Source organism: Lactiplantibacillus sp. 7.2.4, assembly GCF_018991185.1.
GTDB classification, from domain to species: Bacteria; Bacillota; Bacilli; order Lactobacillales; family Lactobacillaceae; genus Lactiplantibacillus; species Lactiplantibacillus pentosus.
Map to the genome: position 1 here is coordinate 1 of NZ_JAGYGS010000029.1, position 19601 is coordinate 19601.

At 47.2% G+C, this 19601-nt stretch carries 23 protein-coding genes, 1 tRNA gene and 1 pseudogene; 14 read left to right on the forward strand and 11 right to left on the reverse strand.

The annotated features are described in order from the left end of the window. Nucleotides 1-20: 20 nt before the first annotated feature. Entirely contained in the window at nucleotides 21-1937 is a 1917-nt protein-coding gene (locus KGF70_RS09900) for a M13 family metallopeptidase (protein WP_216768653.1), read from the reverse strand. Nucleotides 1938-2249: 312 nt separating this feature from the next. Continuing rightward, a complete protein-coding gene (locus tag KGF70_RS09905; protein ID WP_050338262.1) occupies nucleotides 2250-2915 on the reverse strand; it encodes a Crp/Fnr family transcriptional regulator in 666 nt (221 codons plus the stop codon). Nucleotides 2916-3118: 203 nt separating this feature from the next. Between KGF70_RS09905 and KGF70_RS09910 the strand changes: the two genes are divergently transcribed. The 5 genes and pseudogenes from KGF70_RS09910 (at nucleotide 3119) to KGF70_RS09930 (ending at nucleotide 5726) form a co-directional block, all read left to right on the forward strand. Next, nucleotides 3119-3337, forward strand: coding sequence for a heavy-metal-associated domain-containing protein (locus KGF70_RS09910; protein ID WP_014571628.1), 219 nt, complete (start codon nucleotides 3119-3121; stop codon nucleotides 3335-3337). A gap of 12 nt (nucleotides 3338-3349) precedes the next feature. Then, nucleotides 3350-3904 carry a DNA starvation/stationary phase protection protein gene (locus tag KGF70_RS09915; protein WP_021338046.1) on the forward strand — a complete coding sequence of 185 codons (555 nt, stop codon included), beginning with the start codon at nucleotides 3350-3352 and terminating at the stop codon, nucleotides 3902-3904. A gap of 126 nt (nucleotides 3905-4030) precedes the next feature. Then, nucleotides 4031-4234 carry a hypothetical protein gene (locus KGF70_RS09920; protein WP_050338263.1) on the forward strand — a complete coding sequence of 68 codons (204 nt, stop codon included), beginning with the start codon at nucleotides 4031-4033 and terminating at the stop codon, nucleotides 4232-4234. A gap of 377 nt (nucleotides 4235-4611) precedes the next feature. Continuing rightward, nucleotides 4612-4746 (forward strand): annotated as a pseudogene (locus tag KGF70_RS17775) (hypothetical protein); the annotation flags it as partial. Between the two features lie 464 nt (nucleotides 4747-5210). Continuing rightward, nucleotides 5211-5726 carry a hypothetical protein gene (locus KGF70_RS09930; protein WP_088770495.1) on the forward strand — a complete coding sequence of 172 codons (516 nt, stop codon included), beginning with the start codon at nucleotides 5211-5213 and terminating at the stop codon, nucleotides 5724-5726. Nucleotides 5727-6016: 290 nt separating this feature from the next. On the opposite strand, the gene KGF70_RS09935 is transcribed toward KGF70_RS09930, so the two are convergent. Both KGF70_RS09935 and KGF70_RS09940 read right to left on the reverse strand, forming a co-directional pair. Further along, nucleotides 6017-6286, reverse strand: a complete 270-nt coding sequence (locus KGF70_RS09935; protein WP_105921896.1) for a metal-sensitive transcriptional regulator — start codon at nucleotides 6284-6286, stop codon at nucleotides 6017-6019. 17 nt (nucleotides 6287-6303) lie between these two features. Beyond that, nucleotides 6304-6624, reverse strand: coding sequence for a co-chaperone YbbN (locus KGF70_RS09940; RefSeq protein WP_088770496.1), 321 nt, complete (start codon nucleotides 6622-6624; stop codon nucleotides 6304-6306). Nucleotides 6625-6837: 213 nt separating this feature from the next. On the opposite strand from KGF70_RS09940, the gene KGF70_RS09945 reads away from it, so the two are divergent. Both KGF70_RS09945 and KGF70_RS09950 read left to right on the forward strand, forming a co-directional pair. After that, nucleotides 6838-7176, forward strand: coding sequence for a bacteriocin immunity protein (locus tag KGF70_RS09945; RefSeq protein ID WP_216768654.1), 339 nt, complete (start codon nucleotides 6838-6840; stop codon nucleotides 7174-7176). A 459-nt stretch (nucleotides 7177-7635) separates the two neighbouring features. Then, complete coding sequence (locus KGF70_RS09950; protein ID WP_101874191.1) at nucleotides 7636-8388, forward strand: MIP/aquaporin family protein; 753 nt, start codon at nucleotides 7636-7638, stop codon at nucleotides 8386-8388. A gap of 149 nt (nucleotides 8389-8537) precedes the next feature. Here KGF70_RS09950 and KGF70_RS09955 read toward each other — a convergent pair whose 3' ends face one another. Continuing rightward, nucleotides 8538-10442: a heavy metal translocating P-type ATPase gene (locus KGF70_RS09955; protein ID WP_216768655.1), complete on the reverse strand. Its 1905-nt coding sequence runs from the start codon at nucleotides 10440-10442 to the stop codon at nucleotides 8538-8540. A gap of 315 nt (nucleotides 10443-10757) precedes the next feature. On the opposite strand from KGF70_RS09955, the gene KGF70_RS09960 reads away from it, so the two are divergent. Continuing rightward, nucleotides 10758-11741 (forward strand): SGNH/GDSL hydrolase family protein, encoded by a 984-nt coding sequence (locus KGF70_RS09960; protein ID WP_216768656.1) that lies wholly within the window; start codon nucleotides 10758-10760, stop codon nucleotides 11739-11741. A 161-nt stretch (nucleotides 11742-11902) separates the two neighbouring features. Here the strand turns inward: KGF70_RS09960 and KGF70_RS09965 are convergent, their stop codons facing one another. Then, nucleotides 11903-12616 (reverse strand): YdcF family protein, encoded by a 714-nt coding sequence (locus tag KGF70_RS09965; RefSeq protein WP_216768657.1) that lies wholly within the window; start codon nucleotides 12614-12616, stop codon nucleotides 11903-11905. Then, complete coding sequence (locus KGF70_RS09970; RefSeq protein ID WP_101874187.1) at nucleotides 12617-13330, reverse strand: demethylmenaquinone methyltransferase; 714 nt, start codon at nucleotides 13328-13330, stop codon at nucleotides 12617-12619. It lies immediately after the preceding gene. Between the two features lie 360 nt (nucleotides 13331-13690). On the opposite strand from KGF70_RS09970, the gene KGF70_RS09975 reads away from it, so the two are divergent. The 3 genes from KGF70_RS09975 (at nucleotide 13691) to KGF70_RS17270 (ending at nucleotide 15646) form a co-directional block, all read left to right on the forward strand. After that, complete coding sequence (locus KGF70_RS09975) at nucleotides 13691-14092, forward strand: MerR family transcriptional regulator (RefSeq protein ID WP_216768658.1); 402 nt, start codon at nucleotides 13691-13693, stop codon at nucleotides 14090-14092. Between the two features lie 215 nt (nucleotides 14093-14307). Further along, nucleotides 14308-15204, forward strand: coding sequence for an MFS transporter (locus tag KGF70_RS09980; protein WP_253954824.1), 897 nt, complete (start codon nucleotides 14308-14310; stop codon nucleotides 15202-15204). A 40-nt stretch (nucleotides 15205-15244) separates the two neighbouring features. Continuing rightward, the gene (locus KGF70_RS17270; protein ID WP_253954825.1) at nucleotides 15245-15646 is read left to right on the forward strand and encodes a hypothetical protein; all 402 of its coding nucleotides are present in this window, start codon (nucleotides 15245-15247) and stop codon (nucleotides 15644-15646) included. An 84-nt stretch (nucleotides 15647-15730) separates the two neighbouring features. Here the strand turns inward: KGF70_RS17270 and KGF70_RS09985 are convergent, their stop codons facing one another. Further along, entirely contained in the window at nucleotides 15731-16684 is a 954-nt protein-coding gene (locus KGF70_RS09985; protein ID WP_216768659.1) for a Dyp-type peroxidase, read from the reverse strand. Nucleotides 16685-16922: 238 nt separating this feature from the next. After that, nucleotides 16923-17513, reverse strand: a complete 591-nt coding sequence (locus tag KGF70_RS09990) for a TetR/AcrR family transcriptional regulator (RefSeq protein ID WP_216768660.1) — start codon at nucleotides 17511-17513, stop codon at nucleotides 16923-16925. A gap of 220 nt (nucleotides 17514-17733) precedes the next feature. Between KGF70_RS09990 and KGF70_RS09995 the strand changes: the two genes are divergently transcribed. The 3 genes from KGF70_RS09995 to KGF70_RS17275 all read left to right on the forward strand — a co-directional run bounded on the left by KGF70_RS09995 (nucleotide 17734) and on the right by KGF70_RS17275 (nucleotide 18864). Beyond that, nucleotides 17734-18045: a DUF2316 family protein gene (locus KGF70_RS09995; RefSeq protein ID WP_101874184.1), complete on the forward strand. Its 312-nt coding sequence runs from the start codon at nucleotides 17734-17736 to the stop codon at nucleotides 18043-18045. 238 nt (nucleotides 18046-18283) lie between these two features. Then, nucleotides 18284-18688 (forward strand): hypothetical protein, encoded by a 405-nt coding sequence (locus KGF70_RS10000; RefSeq protein WP_253954829.1) that lies wholly within the window; start codon nucleotides 18284-18286, stop codon nucleotides 18686-18688. Next, nucleotides 18625-18864, forward strand: a complete 240-nt coding sequence (locus KGF70_RS17275; protein ID WP_320532142.1) for a VanZ family protein — start codon at nucleotides 18625-18627, stop codon at nucleotides 18862-18864. The genes KGF70_RS10000 and KGF70_RS17275 overlap by 64 nt, the downstream gene beginning before the upstream one ends. Nucleotides 18865-19075: 211 nt before the next feature. Here KGF70_RS17275 and KGF70_RS10005 read toward each other — a convergent pair. Both KGF70_RS10005 and KGF70_RS10010 read right to left on the reverse strand, forming a co-directional pair. After that, nucleotides 19076-19148 (reverse strand) — tRNA-Ala (locus KGF70_RS10005). Nucleotides 19149-19202: 54 nt separating this feature from the next. After that, entirely contained in the window at nucleotides 19203-19574 is a 372-nt protein-coding gene (locus KGF70_RS10010) for a hypothetical protein (RefSeq protein ID WP_216768661.1), read from the reverse strand. Nucleotides 19575-19601 lie beyond the last annotated feature (27 nt).

A 19601-nucleotide genomic window follows, 5' to 3' on the forward strand; every position in this document is an offset into this window, starting at 1 on the left:
TTTAAACAATAAGAATTAAATTACCAAATCTTGACCCGTTTGTCTGGTGCCAAGTACATCGCGTCTTCAGGTTGGATATCGAAGGTCGTGTAGAAGTCATCCAGATTCTTTGGTTGCACATTGGCCCGCAACTTAGCTGGGGCGTGGACGTCGATTGAAAGTAACAGTTGCATGTATTCCGTCGTTGCTTTCATCCGCCAGATCATGGCCCAGTTGGTGAAGAAGGCGTTGAGGTCGACGTCGTCTTCGCCCTTGGCTGCTTCTTCAGCACAACTCAGACCACCGGCATCGGCAATATTTTCGGATACCGTCAGCGTCCCGTTGACCTTAGCGCCAGCGAAGTCGAGACCGTCAAATTCACTGATCATCGACTTGGCGAGTTCCTTAAAGTGTGCGGAATCTTCGTCTGTCCACCAGTTATGCAAGTTCCCAAATTCGTCGAACAGCGCGCCGTTGTTATCGAAGGCGTGTGAGATTTCATGGGCAATCACGGCACCGATACCACCGTAGTTCGCGCTAGAAGACTGCTCGAGACTATAGAACGGTGCTTGCAAGATTGCTGCAGGGAAGACGATGATATTCATGAATGGGTGGTAGTAAGCGTTGACCGTGTCCGCACTCATTTCCCAGCGCGTCCGGTCCGTGGCCTTACCCCATTTTGAGAACATGTCTTGCCGAGCAAGTCGGTTGAAGTGGAGCACGTTACTCAACACGTTGCCGCCCTGTTCAGGAGTGTGCGTCTTGAACTTCGTGTAGATGGCTTCCAATTTATCAGGGTAACCGACTTGAATGCCCAGTTTATCAAGCTTGGTGACGGCCTTGGCACGGGTATCGGCACTGAGCCAAGTGTTGGCTTGCAGACGGCGCTTGTAGACGCCAATCATTTTCTCGACCATCTGATGCACGTCAGCTTTGGCAGCTTCACCGAAGTATTTGTGACCATAGTAGAGGCCAACGACTTGGTCAAACGTGCCGGTTGCGAGGTAGTAGGCGCTCTTCGCCTGGTTACGTGGTTCCTTTTGTCCAGAGAGGGCCCGGGAGTAGGTCGTCGCTAAGACCCGCATGTCGTCGCTTAAGTAGCCGCTGTAGCGTTGAACTAACTTCGCCTTCATCCAGTTCTTCATCAAGCCGAAGTTGTCCGGATTGACCACCTCATTGAAATGGTCAAAGAAGGCGGGTTCTGGCAGGATGACTTGTTCAGGATTACCATCGATGACCGAATACGTGATGGCAGCTAGGTCTAAGTACCGACTTGTGTTGACGAAATCGTTGAATTTACGCGGGTTATACATCTTGCTGTAATCAGCGGATTCTTCAGCGGATTTGACCCACGGCACGATCAACCGGTCAAACTTCAAGGTGTCGTCGACGATTTGCTTGGCTTCCGCTTCGTCGTAGCCGGTCTTTTGAAGCAGTTCAGTCATCATTTGTGCGTAGATGGCGAGTAACTTAGGGCCGGCCTGGTTGCCTTCGTCGTAGTAAGTCTTGTCGGGCAAAATGGTGCCGGGTGCTTGGGCGAAGAGGGCGTTGACCTTGGTATTCTTCATGTCAGCGTCGACGTCCAGGCTGAATGGCAATGGGAGGCCGTCGTAGATCCAATCGGGCATCCGTTGTTGTAAGTCAGCAAAATTACTTAGACTATCGACTTGCTTGAGGCATGGTAATAGTGGTTCGGCCCCGTTAGCGTCGCGTTGCTTAAAATCTTTGGCTAAGCGGTAAAACTTGATAAATTCAGCTAGCTGGGGATTATCAGGCTCAACTGAACCCGCAGCCATGGCATCAAAATCATGCATTAACGTTTTTTCGATGGCATCGACTAAGTCCATGAAGCCACCAGTTGAAGAATGGTCATCCGGAATGACGGCGGTTTTGAGCCACTCGCCATTGACGGCATCGTAGAGATCTTGTTTTACTGCTGCTTGATTAATGGTTGCCATTAAATCCACTCCCTAATAAATTTTCTAATACTAGTTTAATTATACCTTAGATTAATCCAAGTGGTATCGTCGAGAACCGCTGAAAATTAAAATGATTTTGGACAGTGAGAGCTGTCGGCAAAATTAAACCGGGTGGGTGTAGTGGCCAAATGGCGCGCTTCAGTCACGGCAATCGTGTTAATTGGGGCCCTTATATATGATTGGTTGGGCCAAGATTACGGGCGCGATCGGCGCAAAAATAGGCGGGTGAACAAACCAACCGGATGAACGCTCACGCATATGGTGAATCGCCATCCGGTTGGTTTGATTATCTTATTCAGTTAATAACAGTTGGTCTGCATCGTTGATTTTAATGATTTTGCCAGTCTTTTGGGTAATCAGGCCTTGACGTTCGAACAAGGCGAGCTTGCGGCTAATGCTTTCAGGGGTGGTTCCCAAGAAGGTCGCCAAGTCCTTCTTCTTTAATGGTAATTTAAACGCGTCCGTCTTGAGTGCGGCCGCCGTTTCCGTGAGGTAGTTGGCTAAGCGCGCTTCAACGGACTCGGTCGCCGTGCTCGTCGTTTGGCGTTCCAGCTGGGTGAGCCGTCTGCCGAAGACGTTTAAGACGTTGATGCTGATGCTAGGATATTGTTGCATCAACGCTTGAAAGTCGGCGCGGCGGATGCTGCAGACATCGGTCGGAACCAGCGCTTCGCCAAAGGACGTGCGGCGTTGGTTCTCGAATAGGGCAGCTTCGCCATCAATATCACCAGTTTGTAATAAGTACAGTAACTGTTCCCGGCCATTTGCAGCTAATTGATAGACTTTGACTTGGCCGTTGGCGAGAATCATCAACGAATCGAGTGGGTCGTCAGCGCTGAAAATGGTGCTGCCGGCTGGAAAGTGATGATGCTGAACGATCGTTTCAATTGTATCTAACTGTTCATCCGCGAGTTCCTTGAAAATCGGCACTAACTGAACGCATTCATGCTCTGCCATGAGAACACCCCCTAATTAGATTCACCTTTACTATACCAGATTTCTGCTATGGCGTAGGCGTTCGCGTTTCATCTATGGCTTGATTTTTAACAATTTTATTGTAACCGAAAACTTTTTATTATTTCTTGACGGCGGTCAAGTTCTTATCAATAAAATCCGGTTATGATAGAACCATCAAATGAGTTGATACGGAGGTAATTGAAATGAAAATTATTATGCAATTAGGAACGTTGACCTGCCCATCATGCATGACCAAGATTGAAAAGGCTGTGTCGAACCACGAGGGTGTCGAAAATGTCAAAGTGTTATTCAATGCTAGCAAGGTCAAGGCCAACTTTGATCCAGAAGTAACGTCGGCCGATGATTTGGCACAAGTCGTTACCGGTTTGGGCTATGAAGTAGAAAACGTTAAGGTTAAATAGGAGGACGCATTCATGAGTGAATTAACAATCGATGAACAATACGCCGCTGAATTAAAACAAAGTGATATTGACCACCACGTCCCGACTGCCGGTGCGATGACGAATCACATCTTGTCGAATCTAATGGTCGCCTATGTTAAGTTAAGTCAGGTCAAATGGTACGTCAAAGGCCCGCAATCATTGGCATTGCGGACGGAATATCAACAACTGATCGACCAAAATGTCCGTCAGTTTGCTGAACTCGGTGACTTACTCTTAGATGAAAACCAAAAGCCATCTTCCACAACGGCTGAATTAACCAAGTATTCAATGTTGGAAGAAAACGGGGCTTTCAAGTACCAATCCGCTGATGAACTCGTGGCCGCAACCATCAAGGATTTTGATACGGAAAACCTATTCGTTGACCGGGCTATCAAGTTAGCTGAAAAAGAGACCCGGCCAGCATTAGCCGCATGGTTAGTCGCTTACCGCGGCAGCAATAATCGCAACATCCGGGAACTGCAAGCCTACTTGGGCAATGACGCACGTACCGGACTAGATGAAGAAGACGAAGATGATGATGACTAATTAGTCAGGTCAATTCAAATGAAGTGCTCGGAATCGCCATTGTGTGGGCAGGCGATTCCGGGCACTTTTGCTATTGTGACTGGGCTGCGCTATACTAGCGACATTAATTAAGGGAGGGACCCCAAGATGTCGATTAGTGATATTATCATGTGGACGTTTGTCTTTATTATCGCGACTGGATTCGTGACGGTTGTTTCAACGACAGTACTGTTGAAGCGAGCAAAACGAGCGCCCAAGGATACCGAGCAGTCCCACAGTGATGACGACGATGACTGGAAAAAAGATGATTGGAACCATGATGATTGGAAAAAGGGCGATTGGAAGGATTAGTGGCGTTAGCTGGCGCCAATTGGAAAATAACCGCCGCTGTTAGTAGTTGAGGTGGCTTACTGTTCGGCAGTGCGTGCTCGCTCACTCAGCCTGATAGTTGGGTAGCTGCTCGATTGACGGATGAATGACCACTTTACTTGGTACAATTGAGCGCTGAATATTAAGAAACGACAAACTTTAGTTAGTATTAATGATTAATAAAAAACGTGCGTGATTGCGGCTATCAAGTTAACTTGATGCTGCAATCATGCACGTTTTTTTGAATCGATTGAGTGTTGTTTCGTAAGCCCGCTAACAAGCGCTATGAACAACTAATGTTGAAGACTTATCAGGGTGCTGATTGTCAATTTTTTTAACACACACTTGATCAGTTATCTGATGACGCACTTCAACGAAGCACTGCTAAGCTATATGAGGTTTATAATTATAAGCAAAAATACAAGCAAGGTGAGGCAACTACAATGCCAGGTTACCGGCCAAAACCGGTATATCTCTTACAGGCCTTCCAATAAGTTAATACGTACACGTTCAGTAAAAGTGTTGCAGTAGCGGGTCCGCAGTAGTTATATGCCCTAAATTTAGCAAAAGCTTCATTATCAGATTATGATTTGGATGGCTATCACGAAAAAACTGTGCAACAGAAGTAAAATAGGCTATCAAAACCAATGCGACCGGTCAAAAAAGTGGATGATATAAAAAAAGCTCCATTATGGTAATAGAGGACATTTGTACGGATGCTGTGTCAGAAGGAATCTGCGATGATATTTTAGAGGCGGTTTTGGAACATCGAATGCGCCGGATGCAAGAAAAGTTAATAACTTGTTTCACGTCTTGATTATTCTGATATTAACAGTGTCCAAGATGCAATAAGAGCCCTCAGAAAACAAACGAGAAACCAGTTCACATCTGGTAATTTACAGAAAATCAGGAAAGCAATTTATAAAGCTGCACAATCATTAAAGTGAGGATGACAAAAATGCGTGCTTTAGTTGAAGTCAATCAAAACAAGATTAATATTGAGTTAGATGATTTAGCTGAATTGATTTGGGGAATAGACAAGAACGGACTGTGGATTAACCATGCCGGTACCACACAAACTTTGAAAGATGAATTTCGACTATCTTTTTCTCTATTTCCAAGTGACTTAAATCCAGAATGGAAGAATGTTCCCTTGGAATGGAAGGCAGACGGATTACTTATACAGCCAGTTAAAGATAATTCTAAAGAAATTGCGGTGTTTACTGAGTATGAAACTGAGTTACCTTTCAATCAAAAAGGATTTTACAATTTAGTTGCATATCTAGCAACGCACTTGAATGGCAAGATTAGCGAGGATGACGGTAATCACTGGAAGACGATTTCTCAGTTTCGTTTGAAACATAAATCGATTATGATAACTGACTTTTATCAACTGTTAGCCGAAAGCATCGAAATCAGTGCAAAAACTCTTCCCGTTGACGAACCCAAGTATTACGATTTATTGAATGAATAATTGAGAAGGCGGAAAATGATTGTGAGGCCCTATAATTGAGTCGATAAACAGGCCAAATGAGCAATACTTTATGTGTTTTTCTGAGTAAGCAGTAAATAATTAACCGTATTGTTTTCCCGAATTGTTTTACAAATTATTTCCAGTAAAAAAGAGTGTTCTGAACTTCTCGGTTTTTGAGAGAAGCTCAGAACACTCTTTTCCTTCAAAAGCACCTCATCAATATGTTTAATGAGGTAATCAGAATCCATATGGCGATCGCAGGAGATACGGTCGATTATTTACTGCTTATGTTATTTCGTTTTTAACAACAAGTCTAATGAGTGCTCGAGGTTCTGAACATCGGCACTTGTCATATTGTCGACGCAATTATTAATGTTGCGGGCAATGACCAGCTTCATTGCCTTGTCGATGCTGGACTTGACCGCGGAAAGTTGAACGAGGACGTCGTCGCAAGGGCGGTCCTCATCCATCATTCGCAAGACGCCGTCCAGTTGACCAGCGGAGCGCTTCAGACGGGTCTGAATTTGTTTACTGGTGACATATTCTTCGGTAGCTGCCATGGAGACCTCCCGTCGACTTAATCGAGTGCTTTTTGGAGTTCAGATTCAAAGGCTGGCTTTGGCCGCGCGCCCACGAGATGACTAACGACTTGGCCATCCTTCTTGATTAGGAAGGTTGGGATCCCTTGAACTTGGAATTGGCTCGCAATTTCTTTGTCGTTGTCGACATTCAATGAAACGAAGTTGACCTTGTCTTTGTAGTTAGCATCTTCGGACAATGACTTCAAAATTGGGTCCATCATTCGACATGGCGGGCACCAGTCAGCGCGGAAATCAACGACGGCAATCCCAGTATCTGTTTCTTTCGCAAAATCTTGATCATGAATTTCTTTAATCATGTTAAACCCTCCAGATGTACTTTATTAACAATTGATAATATACCCCCATAGGTATGCAAATGCAACTTTTTTGTCCAAATGACCAATTTATCAAGTTAACTTTCAAATGGCTGACGTGCAACCGGTTTCCTGGGTTTGACAGTTATGTGGGGAAGCCTTACGATGACCACGGGGAAAAAGGCTTTTTTTACCTTAATGTCAGGAGGGGATTTTGTGACTAACACGAAGTCGGACCATGCTAAAAAACAAGCTTTAGACTTATTTACTCGGTTACAGCTTTCACTGCAGCAACACGCTACGCCCGAACGTTATCAGTATGTGCTAAATATTCTTGAAACTGGTATCAGTAAAGTCGAACATAACCAACAGACGCCTGAACGCCAGGCCCGCGCCGTCTATGATCAGATTGCCAGTCAGGTGTTTGTCGATAAGTTACAATTCACTGCCGATGAAAACAAAATACTAGCAGCGATCAATGAACTGGCGCATTCTCAGAAGGGGTGGGGCGAGTTCAACATGCTAGGTACGACCAATACGTGGCCTAGCCAATAATACGGAGGAGGGGCAGTTCCCTAGGCCTAATACCTGCTTGTTATGATTCCTTTATGGTTGTCAACTGAAATAGAATCAGTCATCTGACTTTCCATAAAGGATTTTTTGTACGACGAGTTCTAGACATTCAGCGTCTGAAAAGTTAGCTTTAATGACTGAATTCCAGCATGACAGTTTTTCTGAAATCAGGTAGCGCTGGTGGCAAATCAAGACTCGCAATTGTTGAGCTTCATCAATTATGAACCAGGGTGATGATCTGATTTGCCAGCTTGAAAGTCGACGCGACTCATAACAAACGTCGCTAGATCGACTTTAATACGAGCGGGGGTATAAGTAGGAGGCCGGCTCGGATGATTAGAAACGGCTTATTACAGCAAAATGAAGCGTTTACATAAATGGTTTTATCTGCTATCCTTCAAAGTATCATAGATGCTCGGTACCATACGAGGAGGATACAAGATGACAGGTTCATGGGAAGCACGCTACGCTGCAGAATTCTTTGGCACCCTAATCCTAGTGCTACTAGGCAACGGTGCTGTCGCTAATGCATTCCTAAAGAACACGACCGGAAACGACGATCCAGGACTCGCCAACGGGGGTTGGCTACTGGTGGCGTCGGGGTACGGGCTGGGGGTTATGCTGCCAGCAATGATGTTCGGGTCAATCTCTGGTAACCACTTGAACCCTGCGATTACGATTGGTCAAGCAACGGTTGGTCTCTTCCCCTGGTCACACGTTGCGCAGTACTTAATCTGGCAATTTCTCGGTGCCATCGTAGGACAATGCTTGATTCTCGCACTATACTGGCCACACTACCGACAAACGACTGATGCTGGCGCAGTATTAGGGACGTTTGCCACTAGTGACGCCGCTCACAGTCAGCTGAACGGGTTCATTACCGAAATGGTCGGGACCGCCGTCCTAATTTTTGGGGCGATGGGCCTGTATCGCGGGATGTTCTTCCATCAAAATATCGATATTGCTAACATCGGGGTCGGATTACTGATTGCGGCAATGGTCATCTCACTAGGTGGGCCGACTGGGCCAGCTCTGAACCCTGCCCGGGATTTAGGGCCGCGGCTCGTTCACGCACTATTACCGGTTCCCAATAAGGGGTCTTCACATTGGGAATACAGCTGGGTTCCGGTCGTGGCACCGATTGTTGGCGCCGTGATTGGGATTTGGCTTTACAAGATCTTTTTTAGTTTATAATTGCAATTAATCAACCGAGCGTACTTATGAAATTATTATGGCGTTATCATTTTAGTTATTATTAGCTAAAAAATGGCAACCAGACTAGTTGGGGAAGACTAGTCTGGTTGCCATTTTTTATGGGCTGGGGGTGGATATCCGTAACGTGGTTAGGCCGTTGCGGCTTGGATCGTTTTGGCAGGTTGTTGTTTGTCGAACTTGGTCTGGAAGTTGATCAGGCGCATCGCGTTGAAAATAACGACCAGGATGCTGGCTTCGTGGACGAACATCCCACTGGCCATGTAAATGTAGCCGAAGACTAAGCCAATCAGGAGGAAGGCCACCGTCGCGATGGCGATGAAGATGTTTTCCCGCGTGTTGAGCACCGTCTTCTTAGCGAGACCATGGGCGTGGACCAGTGCTGGGAAGCTGGATTGCATCAGGACAACGTCGGAGGTGTCGATAGCGACATCGGTCCCGCTACCCATGGCAATACCGATATCCGCGTTAGCGATGGACGGACTGTCGTTGATTCCATCACCGATAAAGGCGACCGTGTTCCCATCAGCTTTGAGCTTTTTAACGTATTCGACCTTTTCTTCTGGTAATAAGTTGGCGTGAACTTCGTCTAGGTTCAATTCATCTGCGACTGCTTGGGCCGTTAACTGATTGTCACCAGTCAACATGACTAATTTCTTGATACCCTGAGCTTTGAGTGCGGCGAGTGAATCCTTGACGCCTGGGCGGATGGTATCGGCAATCCCGAAGATCAGTTGAACTTGGCCATCAACGGCCATGATGACTGTGGATTGACCACCTGCTTGTAAATCGTTCAGGTCTTTGAGTTGAGCTGGGTTAAGTTCGATTTGATGCGCGGTTAACATCTTTTGGTTCCCAATGACGACGGATTGGTCACCGACTTTAGCGCAGATGCCTTGGCCTTTGACGGTTTCGGTATCATCGAGGACGGGTGCGACACCGGCGGACTTTTGGGCTGCGTAGGTCACGATAGCTTGACCGAGTGGATGGTCAGAAACGCTTTCGATGGCAGCGGCTAAAGCGAGTTGATTGTCGGCGTTAGTCGTGTAAGTGTGCATCGTGGTAACGGCAGTATTACCTTCCGTCAAAGTCCCCGTTTTATCGAAGACCAGCGTATCGACTTTGGCAAAGGTATCGACGACTTCGCCACCCTTGATTAAGATGCCACGTTTGGCACCATTACCGATTCCGGCAACGTTTGAGACGGGGGCACCGATAACGAGGGCCCCTGGGCATCCTAGAACTAAGACGGTGATCGCTAATCGGAAGTCACGTGAGAAGGCGAAGACTAAGACTGCTAAAACGAGAACGGCAGGCGTATAATATTGAGCAAAGCGGTCGATGAACTTTTCGGCTTTGGACTTCGTGTCTTGGGCTTCTTCGACGAGTTCGATGATTTTAGCAAACGTCGTGTCATCACCCACTTGAGTCGCTTTGATTTTAAGATAGCCGTTTTCGACCATCGTACCAGAATAAACGGAATCATTGAGTTGTTTGTTGATCTGACGGGCTTCACCGGTGATAGAAGCTTCGTTGAGGTAACCATTACCTTCAACGACGACCCCGTCGACAGGGACTTGGCTCCCCGTTTTGACTAAGACAACATCGCCTTCGTCAACATCATCGACATCGACTTCTTCCGTACCATCAGCGGTTACGAGGGTCGCGGTCGTTGGTGACATGTCAGTCAAACCTTTGATGGCCGTCCGCGTCTTTTGCAATGTTTTGCTTTCGAGGTAGGACCCGAACAAGAATAGGAACGTCACGATGGCTGATTCGTTGAATTCGCCAATGATGAAGGCCCCGATAACGGCAATGCTGACTAACAGTTCAATACTGAAGACCTTGTTGCGCAGCGCGCTCCAAGCCCGAACCGCGATTGGAATGACCGCAATCACGGATGCGACAGCCAGAATGACTTGGTAGCCCAGCGTGAATTGGAACAAGTATTTGCTGAGCATGCCGAGGACGATCAGAATACCAGTGATTAATGTGATTTGATTCGTATGTTTAGTTAGAAACCCCTGAATTTTCATAATTTGCAACTCCTTATTTGATTTGATGACCCTAGTATAGCCGCTGATTCTTGATGGCAACTTGATAGCCATCAAGTTTTGGTCAATTTATCAAAATAAATCAGATTTACCGTTGTGATTGGTGTTTTGTAGCGTTAATGCTGATTCTTAGGTTGGCTTATTGTTCGTCAGCCGGTGCGCGCCTTAGTCCGACCTCCGGGGCTGGCTGACAACGCGTATCGGATTGGGTTTCAACAAACACGCCAGCTACCATTGTTCACTTAACTGAACACTGCTGGTGTGAATTACAACAGAGATAGAGATGGAGGAAATACCGTGGATTACCAAGTAACACAAGCTAATCAACCCCTGATGCCCGCTTATTTTCAGGGGCGATGGGCAATCAAAGAAATTGAGCAGCAACCCGTGATGTACAGTACTAATTTGGGCGCTGAAATGTGGTTTCAGGCCACGGCGGCGAGTTTTGTCCGCATTACCATGCTGGATTTAGCGCGTGAGTTACCGAGTTGGATTGCAATCCAAATCGACGGGTTGCCGTTTCGGCGCCAAGCTGTGACGAGTGACCCAATCTGGCTGACTTTGGATGGTCGGCCCCACGTGATTCGCTTGGTGCTGAGTGGTAATACCGATGAAGACCGCGTCTGGGATGGCAATCAAGGGTTTGCAATCAGTGCCTTGACGAGTGATGGGACGTTGCAGCCCGTTCAATTAGGACGCCATAGTCTGACTTGGATTGGCGATTCGCTGACTGCCGGCTGTTGGGTGGCTGGGAGAAATCCCGGTGAAGATTATCGTGGTGAAGCCAATTACGCGGCGGTGGCAAGTGACTTGCTGAATAGCCGCAACGTACGGATCGCCTATAGTGCGGTCGGTCTCCAGAAACCCGGAACGGGCGGGGTCCCCGTTTTACCAGACGCACTGACAGCGATTGATGCGACAACGCCGTGGCAACCAGTCCCAACAGATTTAGTCGTTATCAATGTCGGTACGAATGACCGCAAACTTGATGAGACGGCCTTTACAATCGTGTTCCGACGCTTCTTGAATCAAGTGCAGCGTCTGTATCCGAATAGTCGTTTGGCCGTGCTGGTCCCGTTCAATCAGGCCTTTGCGACGGTAATTCGCGCGGTTACGGCGGAATTTATGCAAATTGAATTGATTGAAACGGCCACGTGGCACCCAAGTACGACGGATGACGTGCATTTGGATTTGGCAGGCTCTCAGCTAGCCGGTGAGTTGCTCGCACAGGAACTGACAACGCGCTATGCTACCGTATTTAGTGGCGAACCGCAGCGCTAAGTCCGCTAATGGAATGCCGTTCGGAGGGACCGTTTTGTACGACTGATGAATATTAAAAATGGCGCCTGAATCGAATGTAACACTTCGATCCAGGCGCCATTTTAGTCAGTCATTTATTGAGTCCGTTTGGTTTCGATTTTAGAACCAAGCGTGTGCTCATTTTAATACGTTGTAATTCCTAAACGTTGCCGACGCAGCGCTCTGGACTGTAAATCAGCAACCGCTGCTAGAACGTCTTCAGGAATATCAACATGCGCAATGAAGCTTTGCCCGCGGGGACCGTAACCAGTGGGGGTATCCGCTAGCCGCTGAAATTCGCCGAGCAATAGTTCGGTAAAGTAGGCTGGTTGCCAGCCCGTCAGCGTGGTATCTCCCTTGAATCGGAGTGGTTCCAGTTGACTCAGCTGGAGTGTCGTTGGTAGATAGCGAGTAAAGTCAACACCATCCCAGTTAGCGGCAAACGTTAATTCAGTCCGGCGAGCAAGCAACGGGTCTTGACTCAGCAGGACGTGGCGCCAATTGGCTGGGGCTAAATCCCGTGCGTTAGTGGCGTTACTGCCGGTATTCGTCGAAGTTTCGTCTAGTCGGAGCTCACCGGTATAGCCGGTTTGGCGGATGAGTGTCGCCATCAGGGCCGCTTCGCTAGCGTGCGATGCCGGTTGGTCGAGGTTGTGGCGTAAGTACTTCGTCGCGTGACCCACGCCGCCCGCAATGATGACGGTCGGCAGCTGATACTGCTGGGCGAGTTGCCCCGCCGCAATCGCGGTCGCTGGCAGACTATTGCCGCACAGGACGACGCCATCTACTCGAGTAGGCTGCGCAACGGCTTGGGTGAGCCAGTCGAGGCACCGATTAAAGGCAGTCAGTTCATCCATTTAATCGGCCTCCTTGGTCCCGAAATGTGCAGCGGCAGCGCCAAAGTTAAAACGTTGATAGTGGACGTTTTGGAAGCCAGCCGTCCTGAACATCTGAGCTAGCTGCTGATAACTGGCAAAGTGGCGGGTCGTTTCTTGTAAGTAAGAATATTCTTGATATTGATGTGCGAATAAGCGGCCAAATAATGGGACAACTTTAGTGAAATACCATTGCCAGACCGGTTTGATGAGCGGTTGATCCGGTTGGGAGGTCTCTAGGCAGACTAGTCGTGCGCCAGGTTTGAGGACGCGGTAAATTTCAGCTAATGCCTGGGCTTTGTCCGGAAGATTGCGAAGGCCGAAACCAATGGTGACCAGGTCGAATGTGTTATCTTTAAATGGAAGGTGCATCGCATTACCGCGGCGCAACCAGACCCGGTCCGCGACGTGTTGTTGGGCGACTTTTTGTTGCGCTAGCTTGAGCATTGGCGCGGAAAAATCCAGTCCGATCACTTCGCCAGTCGGTTGTAATTCCCGTGCGAGCGCAATGGTCCAATCTCCCGTGCCACAACACAAATCGAGAACGTGAGCATCAGGTGCGAGATGGATCTGGGCCATCGTTTGCTTGCGCCAGTGTCGATGCGTTCCGAGACTAATAATATTATTCATACGGTCATAATTAGGTGCAATGGTGTCAAATAAGCCTTGAACGTTATGTAAGTACCGATTTGCCATGTTGAGAGCCTCCTGTAAATTACTATCTTTATGACTTAACTATAGCAGATGTCAGGCCGCTTGCATGGGAAAAACGACAATAAATTAGGTGCGCCTATTAGAGCCGGCGAGCGCGTTCATTCTAAAACACGGTGATTTGATTGGGACTGCGGTTGAACGACTAGCCGCGAATGCCGGTGATTCAGTCATGATTAGTCAGGATTAGTAGCTTGGATTGGAGTCGACAAGTCGGCTAGTTTGTATGACGTAAAATCGAAATTAATGAAAAAGTCACTTTAGGGCTTGCCTTGAAGTAACTTGAAGGTTAGATAATAGGGCCATGAATGGTGTAATTCAAATTAGTAATATGGAGGTCTTCTAATGAATATCAAACAAGCAAGTGAGCAGACGGGCGTATCTTCGGCGGCGATTCGGTATTATGAAAAGGAAGGGCTGATTCCAGCTATCGACCGCAGTGAGACGGGAAATCGGGAAATCGATGACCGGATTATTCGGCGGATCGTGTTTGTCCGCCAGATGCGAGCCGCTGGGATGAGCATTGTGAATTTGCGGCGCTATATTCAGTTAATTGATGCTCAGGAAGATAATACGAGTGAGCAGATCGATTTATTGAAGACGCAGCTCGAAGAAATGGAAGAAAGACGTGATGACATTCAGGCGGCAATCGACCACTTGCATTACAAGTTGGATCATTATTATGACCACATGCAGGAAGCGGAAGAAGAGCTGCGTGCCTTGGAACGACAACATAATCAGGACTAGTGACTAGCTGCAATCTTAAACAGTGGCTAGGGACAATCATGAAAAGGCCCTTGTGAGTCGGCACAACCATTCTAACTTAACTGAGTTGGATGATTACGCCGTGCTTGCAGGGCCTTTTTTTCAAAAAAACAAATTATTTTCAGAAAAAAGCTTGCCTTGAAGTTACTTTAAGGTTATAGACTGTGGCTATTAATTAAAGATTGAGGTAAGCAAACATGAATAAAACACAACAACGGTTTGGCATCATTTTGCCAATTATTCTGATTAGTTATTTTATGATTCTGCTGGATAATTCGATTGTTTTTACCAGTACGGTCAAAATCGCCGCTGACTTGAATTTGTCAGCCCAAGCGCTCTCGTGGGTGACGAACGCCTATGCGCTGACGTTTGGTGGCTTGTTAATGCTCGGTGGCCGTGCCGGGGATATTTTTGGACGGCGCAAGATTTTCTTGATTGGCCTGGTGATTTTTAGCATTGGCTCGTTACTGGTCGGACTTTCGACGAGTGCGGGGATGATTATTAGCATGCGGGCACTGCAAGGGATTGGTTCCGCTATTCTGGCGCCGACGACGCTCGCGTTACTAATGGATACGTATCAAGATAACATGCGGACACGCGCGATTGTGTATTACGGCGCTACTGGTGGCCTGGGCGCAAGCTTTGGTCTCGTGATTGGTGGCTTGATCTCCAGCTACACGACTTGGCGACTGGGCTTCCTATTGAACGTGCCGATTGGCATTGTGATGCTCTTATTGACTTTGAAATTTGTTCCGATTAGTCAACGCAGTACTGGCAAGCTGGATTGGTTGGGCTCATTATTATCAGTGATTGGGATCATTGCGCTGGTCTACGGGATTAATGGCGCTAAAAATCCGGTGTTAACGATTATCATTGCGATTATTGTTCTGGCAGCGTTTGTATGGCAAGAACACCGCTCAAACCATCCAATCATGCCATTGAAATTATTCGCTGACCGTGAACGCAGTAGTGCCTATGTGGCGCGGTTCTTCTTTCTCGGTGCGATGATTTCGTACTTCTTCTTAACACCACAAGCAATGCAAAAATGTTTATCATTTTACGCCATTAATGGCTGCACTAGGCTTTTTGCCTGAAACGGTGCCTCAATTCATCTTCGCCACCCTGGTGTCACGTTTGAATAACCGATTTACGAACAATCAAATCTTGATTGCGGGGCAACTGATTACGTTAGTCGGCTTATTGATGGCCGCGCTGGTTGGCGTGCGCGCGGGCTACGTGACGGCGATTGCGATTCCAATGGTGATTATCGGGATCGGCCAAGGCTTTTCTTTGAGTCCACTGACGGTCGCGGGGGTCGCGAATACGGATGCGGCGATTGCGGGCTCGGCATCGGGTGTGGTCAACATGGTGCATCAGATTGGGAGCTCAGTTGGGCTGTCAATCATCACGTTAATGACGGCCGGCATTGCTAGTCCAGTCGTTTCGTACAATACAGCTGTCATGATTATGACAGGATTAATGCTGATCTCAACGTTAGCAGCTATTAATATTGCACGGAAATCATCAAATGATTAAGAAAACGGTTCTGAGCCAGCTTCCGATTCGGAGGTTGGTTTCAGAGCCGTTTTTGCGTCATACAGGTCTGGTTATTAAGCGAAATTAAAAGTCATCATCTGCAATTTGCGCCAGCAAGTCCCGTGATGGAATGAAGAAGACTTGGCCGGACAGCAGTTTGGAGAAGGTCAATAGGAAGTCGCCTTGGTCGACCATGTTTTGTAACATACCCTTGGTGACGGTCCAGTGACGTGCGTAGCCGATGAAATAGGTGCCAATATTACACACAGCGGGTTGCGCGTATGGGACGTTCATCCGAACGATTTTTTGTTCGACACCGTCGATTTCATACTTGGAAGCCACGTTATGGGCGTTTTTGAATTTATCGTCGTCATCCAATTCAAAATCGCTGAACTTTTCGCGTCCAACTGCCTTTTCTTGGTCGCCGGTGGTCATGTGTTCCCAAATCGGCATATCATGTTGCCATTTTTGAGCGAAGGCGTAAGAGCCGTTGATGAACTGCGGATCTTCTTCGCCAACTAAGGCGTAATCAGCGGCGTCTTCGATGGCAGGCACTTCGGTTCCGTCGATGAAGCCAATGATGGCGCGGCCTTCAAAGTAGCGAAAGCCCTTAGTTTCGTCGAGAACGGATGTGATGGGTGCGAGTACCCGCTGAAATTGGGTCTGGCACTCGTAAACGACCGCTTCGTTACTAGCACGAATGTGGAAGAAGAGGTCCCCGTCAGTCGCGGGCATACTGTACTTGGGACCGTGTAATGTCGTATAGGTCTCGAGTTCGCGCGGCTTGGGGGCGTTCGGGAAGAGGTAATCCCAAGCGCTACTACTAATACCGATGCTAACTTTCAGTTGGGTACCGGTCTCGGGCTTGGCGTCGCGGATGCGTAAGGAACGAATAATGGCTTGTGACCGGTCAGCAAATTCTTGGAACACTTCACGGTCGTGTTGCGGATCCTGGCGGTTTAACTGAAGAACTGTAAATTGAACGTGTTCTCCGACGTCTTTCCAGACATCTTGGGCGTGACTTGGATTGATTGGCATGTAATCCCCTCCGTAGCTTTGATAAGTCTAGCGTAACTGGCTAGTCGAGAAGCGTCAAATAAAGGCGCCCACTTTGGGGTTAGTAAATAAATATAATTATGAGTCAGCTAGCGTCGTGTCAAGCAGTCCCAAAACTGGGCACGAAGTTTTGGGATACTCGTGGTGACGCCAAAAAGTTAGTCTGCGCGTTTTTGGGTCCGATGAGTTTGTTGTCAGTCATTATTTCGACCGGTCAGTCTCAATCCAAATTAGTATCGGTAGGAATCGTTGGCGTTTGCAAGACATTCGGGACGAGCTGAATGAAGAGGCGATACGTCTCGATTCGATTGAGTGCGGGCTGAGTTGTTGCGAGTTGGCAGGCAAATTGATGGCAACTGTGGCCCAGAAAAGTCGCGATGAAATGCTGGTGTGGCGTCTGGATTGCTAATGCGGTGAGTAGTTGCTGGGCGAAACCAGTTTCTAGTGGAAGAACCCGGTCAGCACAATGCGCCCAAGCGGTCAGTTGGGGTAAATCCAAGTGTGCGCGCATGGTGGTGATAACGGCCCCTGCAATCGTGGCATAGGTCGGGTTTTCCAAGTTATTAAGCGCGTGGCCGAGTTCCTGCAGGGTAATCAGGTATTCGACAACGATAATATCTGCAATATCTTGGTGATGGCGATAAAAGGTCGCACGACCAACATGGGCATCGTGGCAAAGCTGTTTGACGGTCAATTTATTGAAGGGTATTTGCGCCGCAAAGTGAGCTTGCAGCGCGGTCATTAACTTGCGGTGAGTTTGATGGGTTCGCTGGTCAATTTGCATTTGATTGTTCATTATAATTTTTGTCATGCAGTTATGATACACCAATACTATATTTGTCTCAAAACGTCACTTCCTTAATTGTGTCAGGCGGCTATAATAGCTGTTACGGTTTGTTAACCGCAGCAGGGTGCCCTGTTAGTAGGACCCGGTTGAGAATTGGTGTCACTTACAATCGTGATTGGGCCGACGAGGGTTGCCCCTGTATGATGACCAATTAAAAGGACCCTTTTATAGGAGGAATTGAACAATGTCACTAAATCCGCAACAAATGCGCGCCACGCGTGAAGAATTACAAGCAAACTTTGCGTTGACTGGACTAACGAAGACGCAGGTCGCAACTGATTTGAACATCAGCGTCACTAAACTCGACCGTTTATTTGATTTGACCCAACAGTCCTTGGAGGACCCGTGGATCTTACGCAACTATTTGATTGACCAGGTGGAAGCGGCCGGCAAGACCCCTGTGCCCTTTACCGCGTTGAGTGGCGACTGGCACCGGCACTGGTTTTTGAATAGTGCGGTGATCGACCGCCGTGAAATGTCGGCTGGCGATCGTTAATGGTTGGACTGGGTATCGTTGCTTGAACTGATGTGTTTGTAATGCCTGTTATCTCGGAATGCTTTTGAGATAAGGGGCATTTTTTCGTGTTGATATGGGAGCGCGGGTGCGGTGTATTTCAAAATCAAATTGAGACGTCGCAAAATAGTCACATTTTTGACGGATAATATTAATAGGGTTAATGATTCATATAAGGTGGAGAGCTGAGTTCAAACACTTGAAGGGGGTGATAAGCGACATGATGATCAATGGACATGGATTTGGGCCGGATTATCTGATAGATGCCGGGGCAACGCTGATTATATTAATACCGCTATTCTTTTATATTTTGATTCGGCAATTTTTCAATGGCCATGTGACGATTGTTAAAGTGAGTGGCTTAATTGCATTTTTTCTGTATGTTTATGCGCTCCTGAGTGTGACATTCTTTCCAATAATGGTCTTTAAGTGGGGTGCTAAAGCCTATCAATATGGATTCGGCAAACAGTGCCTTGCTAACTTCAACGTTTTGGAGCTGTTTCAGTATGCACCCAGCCAAATCATTGGAAATCCGCACTGTTATTACCGTTGTCAATACTGGTGGCGTACTTGTGGCCCAACCAATTTAGCCAGGCTAGACCCAATATTATCCTTGGCGGACTAACGACTCTGGGTATCGAGACGCTCCAATTACTGATGAGTTTCTTCTATCTAGGTAACCGCACGTTTGACGTCAATGACCTGATTTTGAATATAGTAGGATATTTGATTGGTTTTGGACTGTATAAAATCTCTAAATCGATATTCAAACTGTCACCTGACGTATTTCAAATTTTATGAATTCCGCCAGAGTAGTCGTTTCTGAGATGAACCAACAGTGATAACAGTGATGGTCACGATAGATATCGGACGAGACGAGCCTGTAATTTAGCGGCTGAAATCGTAAAGCAACAGAACGTTACATCATATTTTTAGCATAAAATCAGACTCGAAAAAACGCCATTCAGCACCTTTGTTCAAAGGACTGAATGGCGTTTTGACAAGATTAAAATGGACCCTACCGGATTTGAACCGACGACCTCCTGCATGCGAAGCAGGCGCTCTCCCAACTGAGCTAAGGGCCCAATACACTTTTTAGTATACCGCAAAATAAGTCGGGTGCAAGTCCAGGTTAACGATTAATGGCGACTGGCGCGGTGATTTTGGTTGCCCCGAATTTTGTGGACGCGCCGCTTATATTGGGCCTTTTGGTTGCTGACAAACTTGAAATGTTGCATTTTACCGCCGAAGACTTGGCCGTTTAACCGCAGCTTGAGCCAGTCTTGCATCACTGCAGTCATCGAATTGATTTGGCTGACGCGTAATTGATCGTCCTGTTGTTGAGCCAATGGCAATAAATTTGTTGATAATTGATTTACTAATTTTTGATGATAGGCTATTAATTCGGGAGTCAGTGGGGCGTCCGTATACGTGTTAAATAGTTTTTGAATCGTCTGGAGGGCGTCCTTAATGTCGGTTGGTTGATAATAGCGTTCGTTTGATTTCGTCAAGTTAATTTCCTCCCTTGCCCATTCAGT

Coding starts and splice junctions, on each gene's coding strand:
- KGF70_RS09950 (WP_101874191.1), top strand. CDS start 7,636: ATGACAGGTTCATGGGAAGCACGCTACGCTGCAGAATTCTTTGGCACC.
- KGF70_RS09970 (WP_101874187.1), bottom strand. CDS start 13,330: ATGGCAAATCGGTACTTACATAACGTTCAAGGCTTATTTGACACCATT.
- KGF70_RS09985 (WP_216768659.1), bottom strand. CDS start 16,684: ATGCCAATCAATCCAAGTCACGCCCAAGATGTCTGGAAAGACGTCGGA.
- KGF70_RS09900 (WP_216768653.1), bottom strand. CDS start 1,937: ATGGCAACCATTAATCAAGCAGCAGTAAAACAAGATCTCTACGATGCC.
- KGF70_RS09995 (WP_101874184.1), top strand. CDS start 17,734: ATGTCACTAAATCCGCAACAAATGCGCGCCACGCGTGAAGAATTACAA.
- KGF70_RS09935 (WP_105921896.1), bottom strand. CDS start 6,286: ATGGCAGCTACCGAAGAATATGTCACCAGTAAACAAATTCAGACCCGT.
- KGF70_RS09930 (WP_088770495.1), top strand. CDS start 5,211: ATGCGTGCTTTAGTTGAAGTCAATCAAAACAAGATTAATATTGAGTTA.
- KGF70_RS09955 (WP_216768655.1), bottom strand. CDS start 10,442: ATGAAAATTCAGGGGTTTCTAACTAAACATACGAATCAAATCACATTA.
- KGF70_RS09980 (WP_253954824.1), top strand. CDS start 14,308: ATGAATAAAACACAACAACGGTTTGGCATCATTTTGCCAATTATTCTG.
- KGF70_RS10000 (WP_253954829.1), top strand. CDS start 18,284: ATGATGATCAATGGACATGGATTTGGGCCGGATTATCTGATAGATGCC.
- KGF70_RS09990 (WP_216768660.1), bottom strand. CDS start 17,513: ATGACAAAAATTATAATGAACAATCAAATGCAAATTGACCAGCGAACC.
- KGF70_RS09920 (WP_050338263.1), top strand. CDS start 4,031: ATGTCGATTAGTGATATTATCATGTGGACGTTTGTCTTTATTATCGCG.
- KGF70_RS09915 (WP_021338046.1), top strand. CDS start 3,350: ATGAGTGAATTAACAATCGATGAACAATACGCCGCTGAATTAAAACAA.
- KGF70_RS09940 (WP_088770496.1), bottom strand. CDS start 6,624: ATGATTAAAGAAATTCATGATCAAGATTTTGCGAAAGAAACAGATACT.
- KGF70_RS09910 (WP_014571628.1), top strand. CDS start 3,119: ATGAAAATTATTATGCAATTAGGAACGTTGACCTGCCCATCATGCATG.
- KGF70_RS09905 (WP_050338262.1), bottom strand. CDS start 2,915: ATGGCAGAGCATGAATGCGTTCAGTTAGTGCCGATTTTCAAGGAACTC.
- KGF70_RS09975 (WP_216768658.1), top strand. CDS start 13,691: ATGAATATCAAACAAGCAAGTGAGCAGACGGGCGTATCTTCGGCGGCG.
- KGF70_RS09965 (WP_216768657.1), bottom strand. CDS start 12,616: ATGGATGAACTGACTGCCTTTAATCGGTGCCTCGACTGGCTCACCCAA.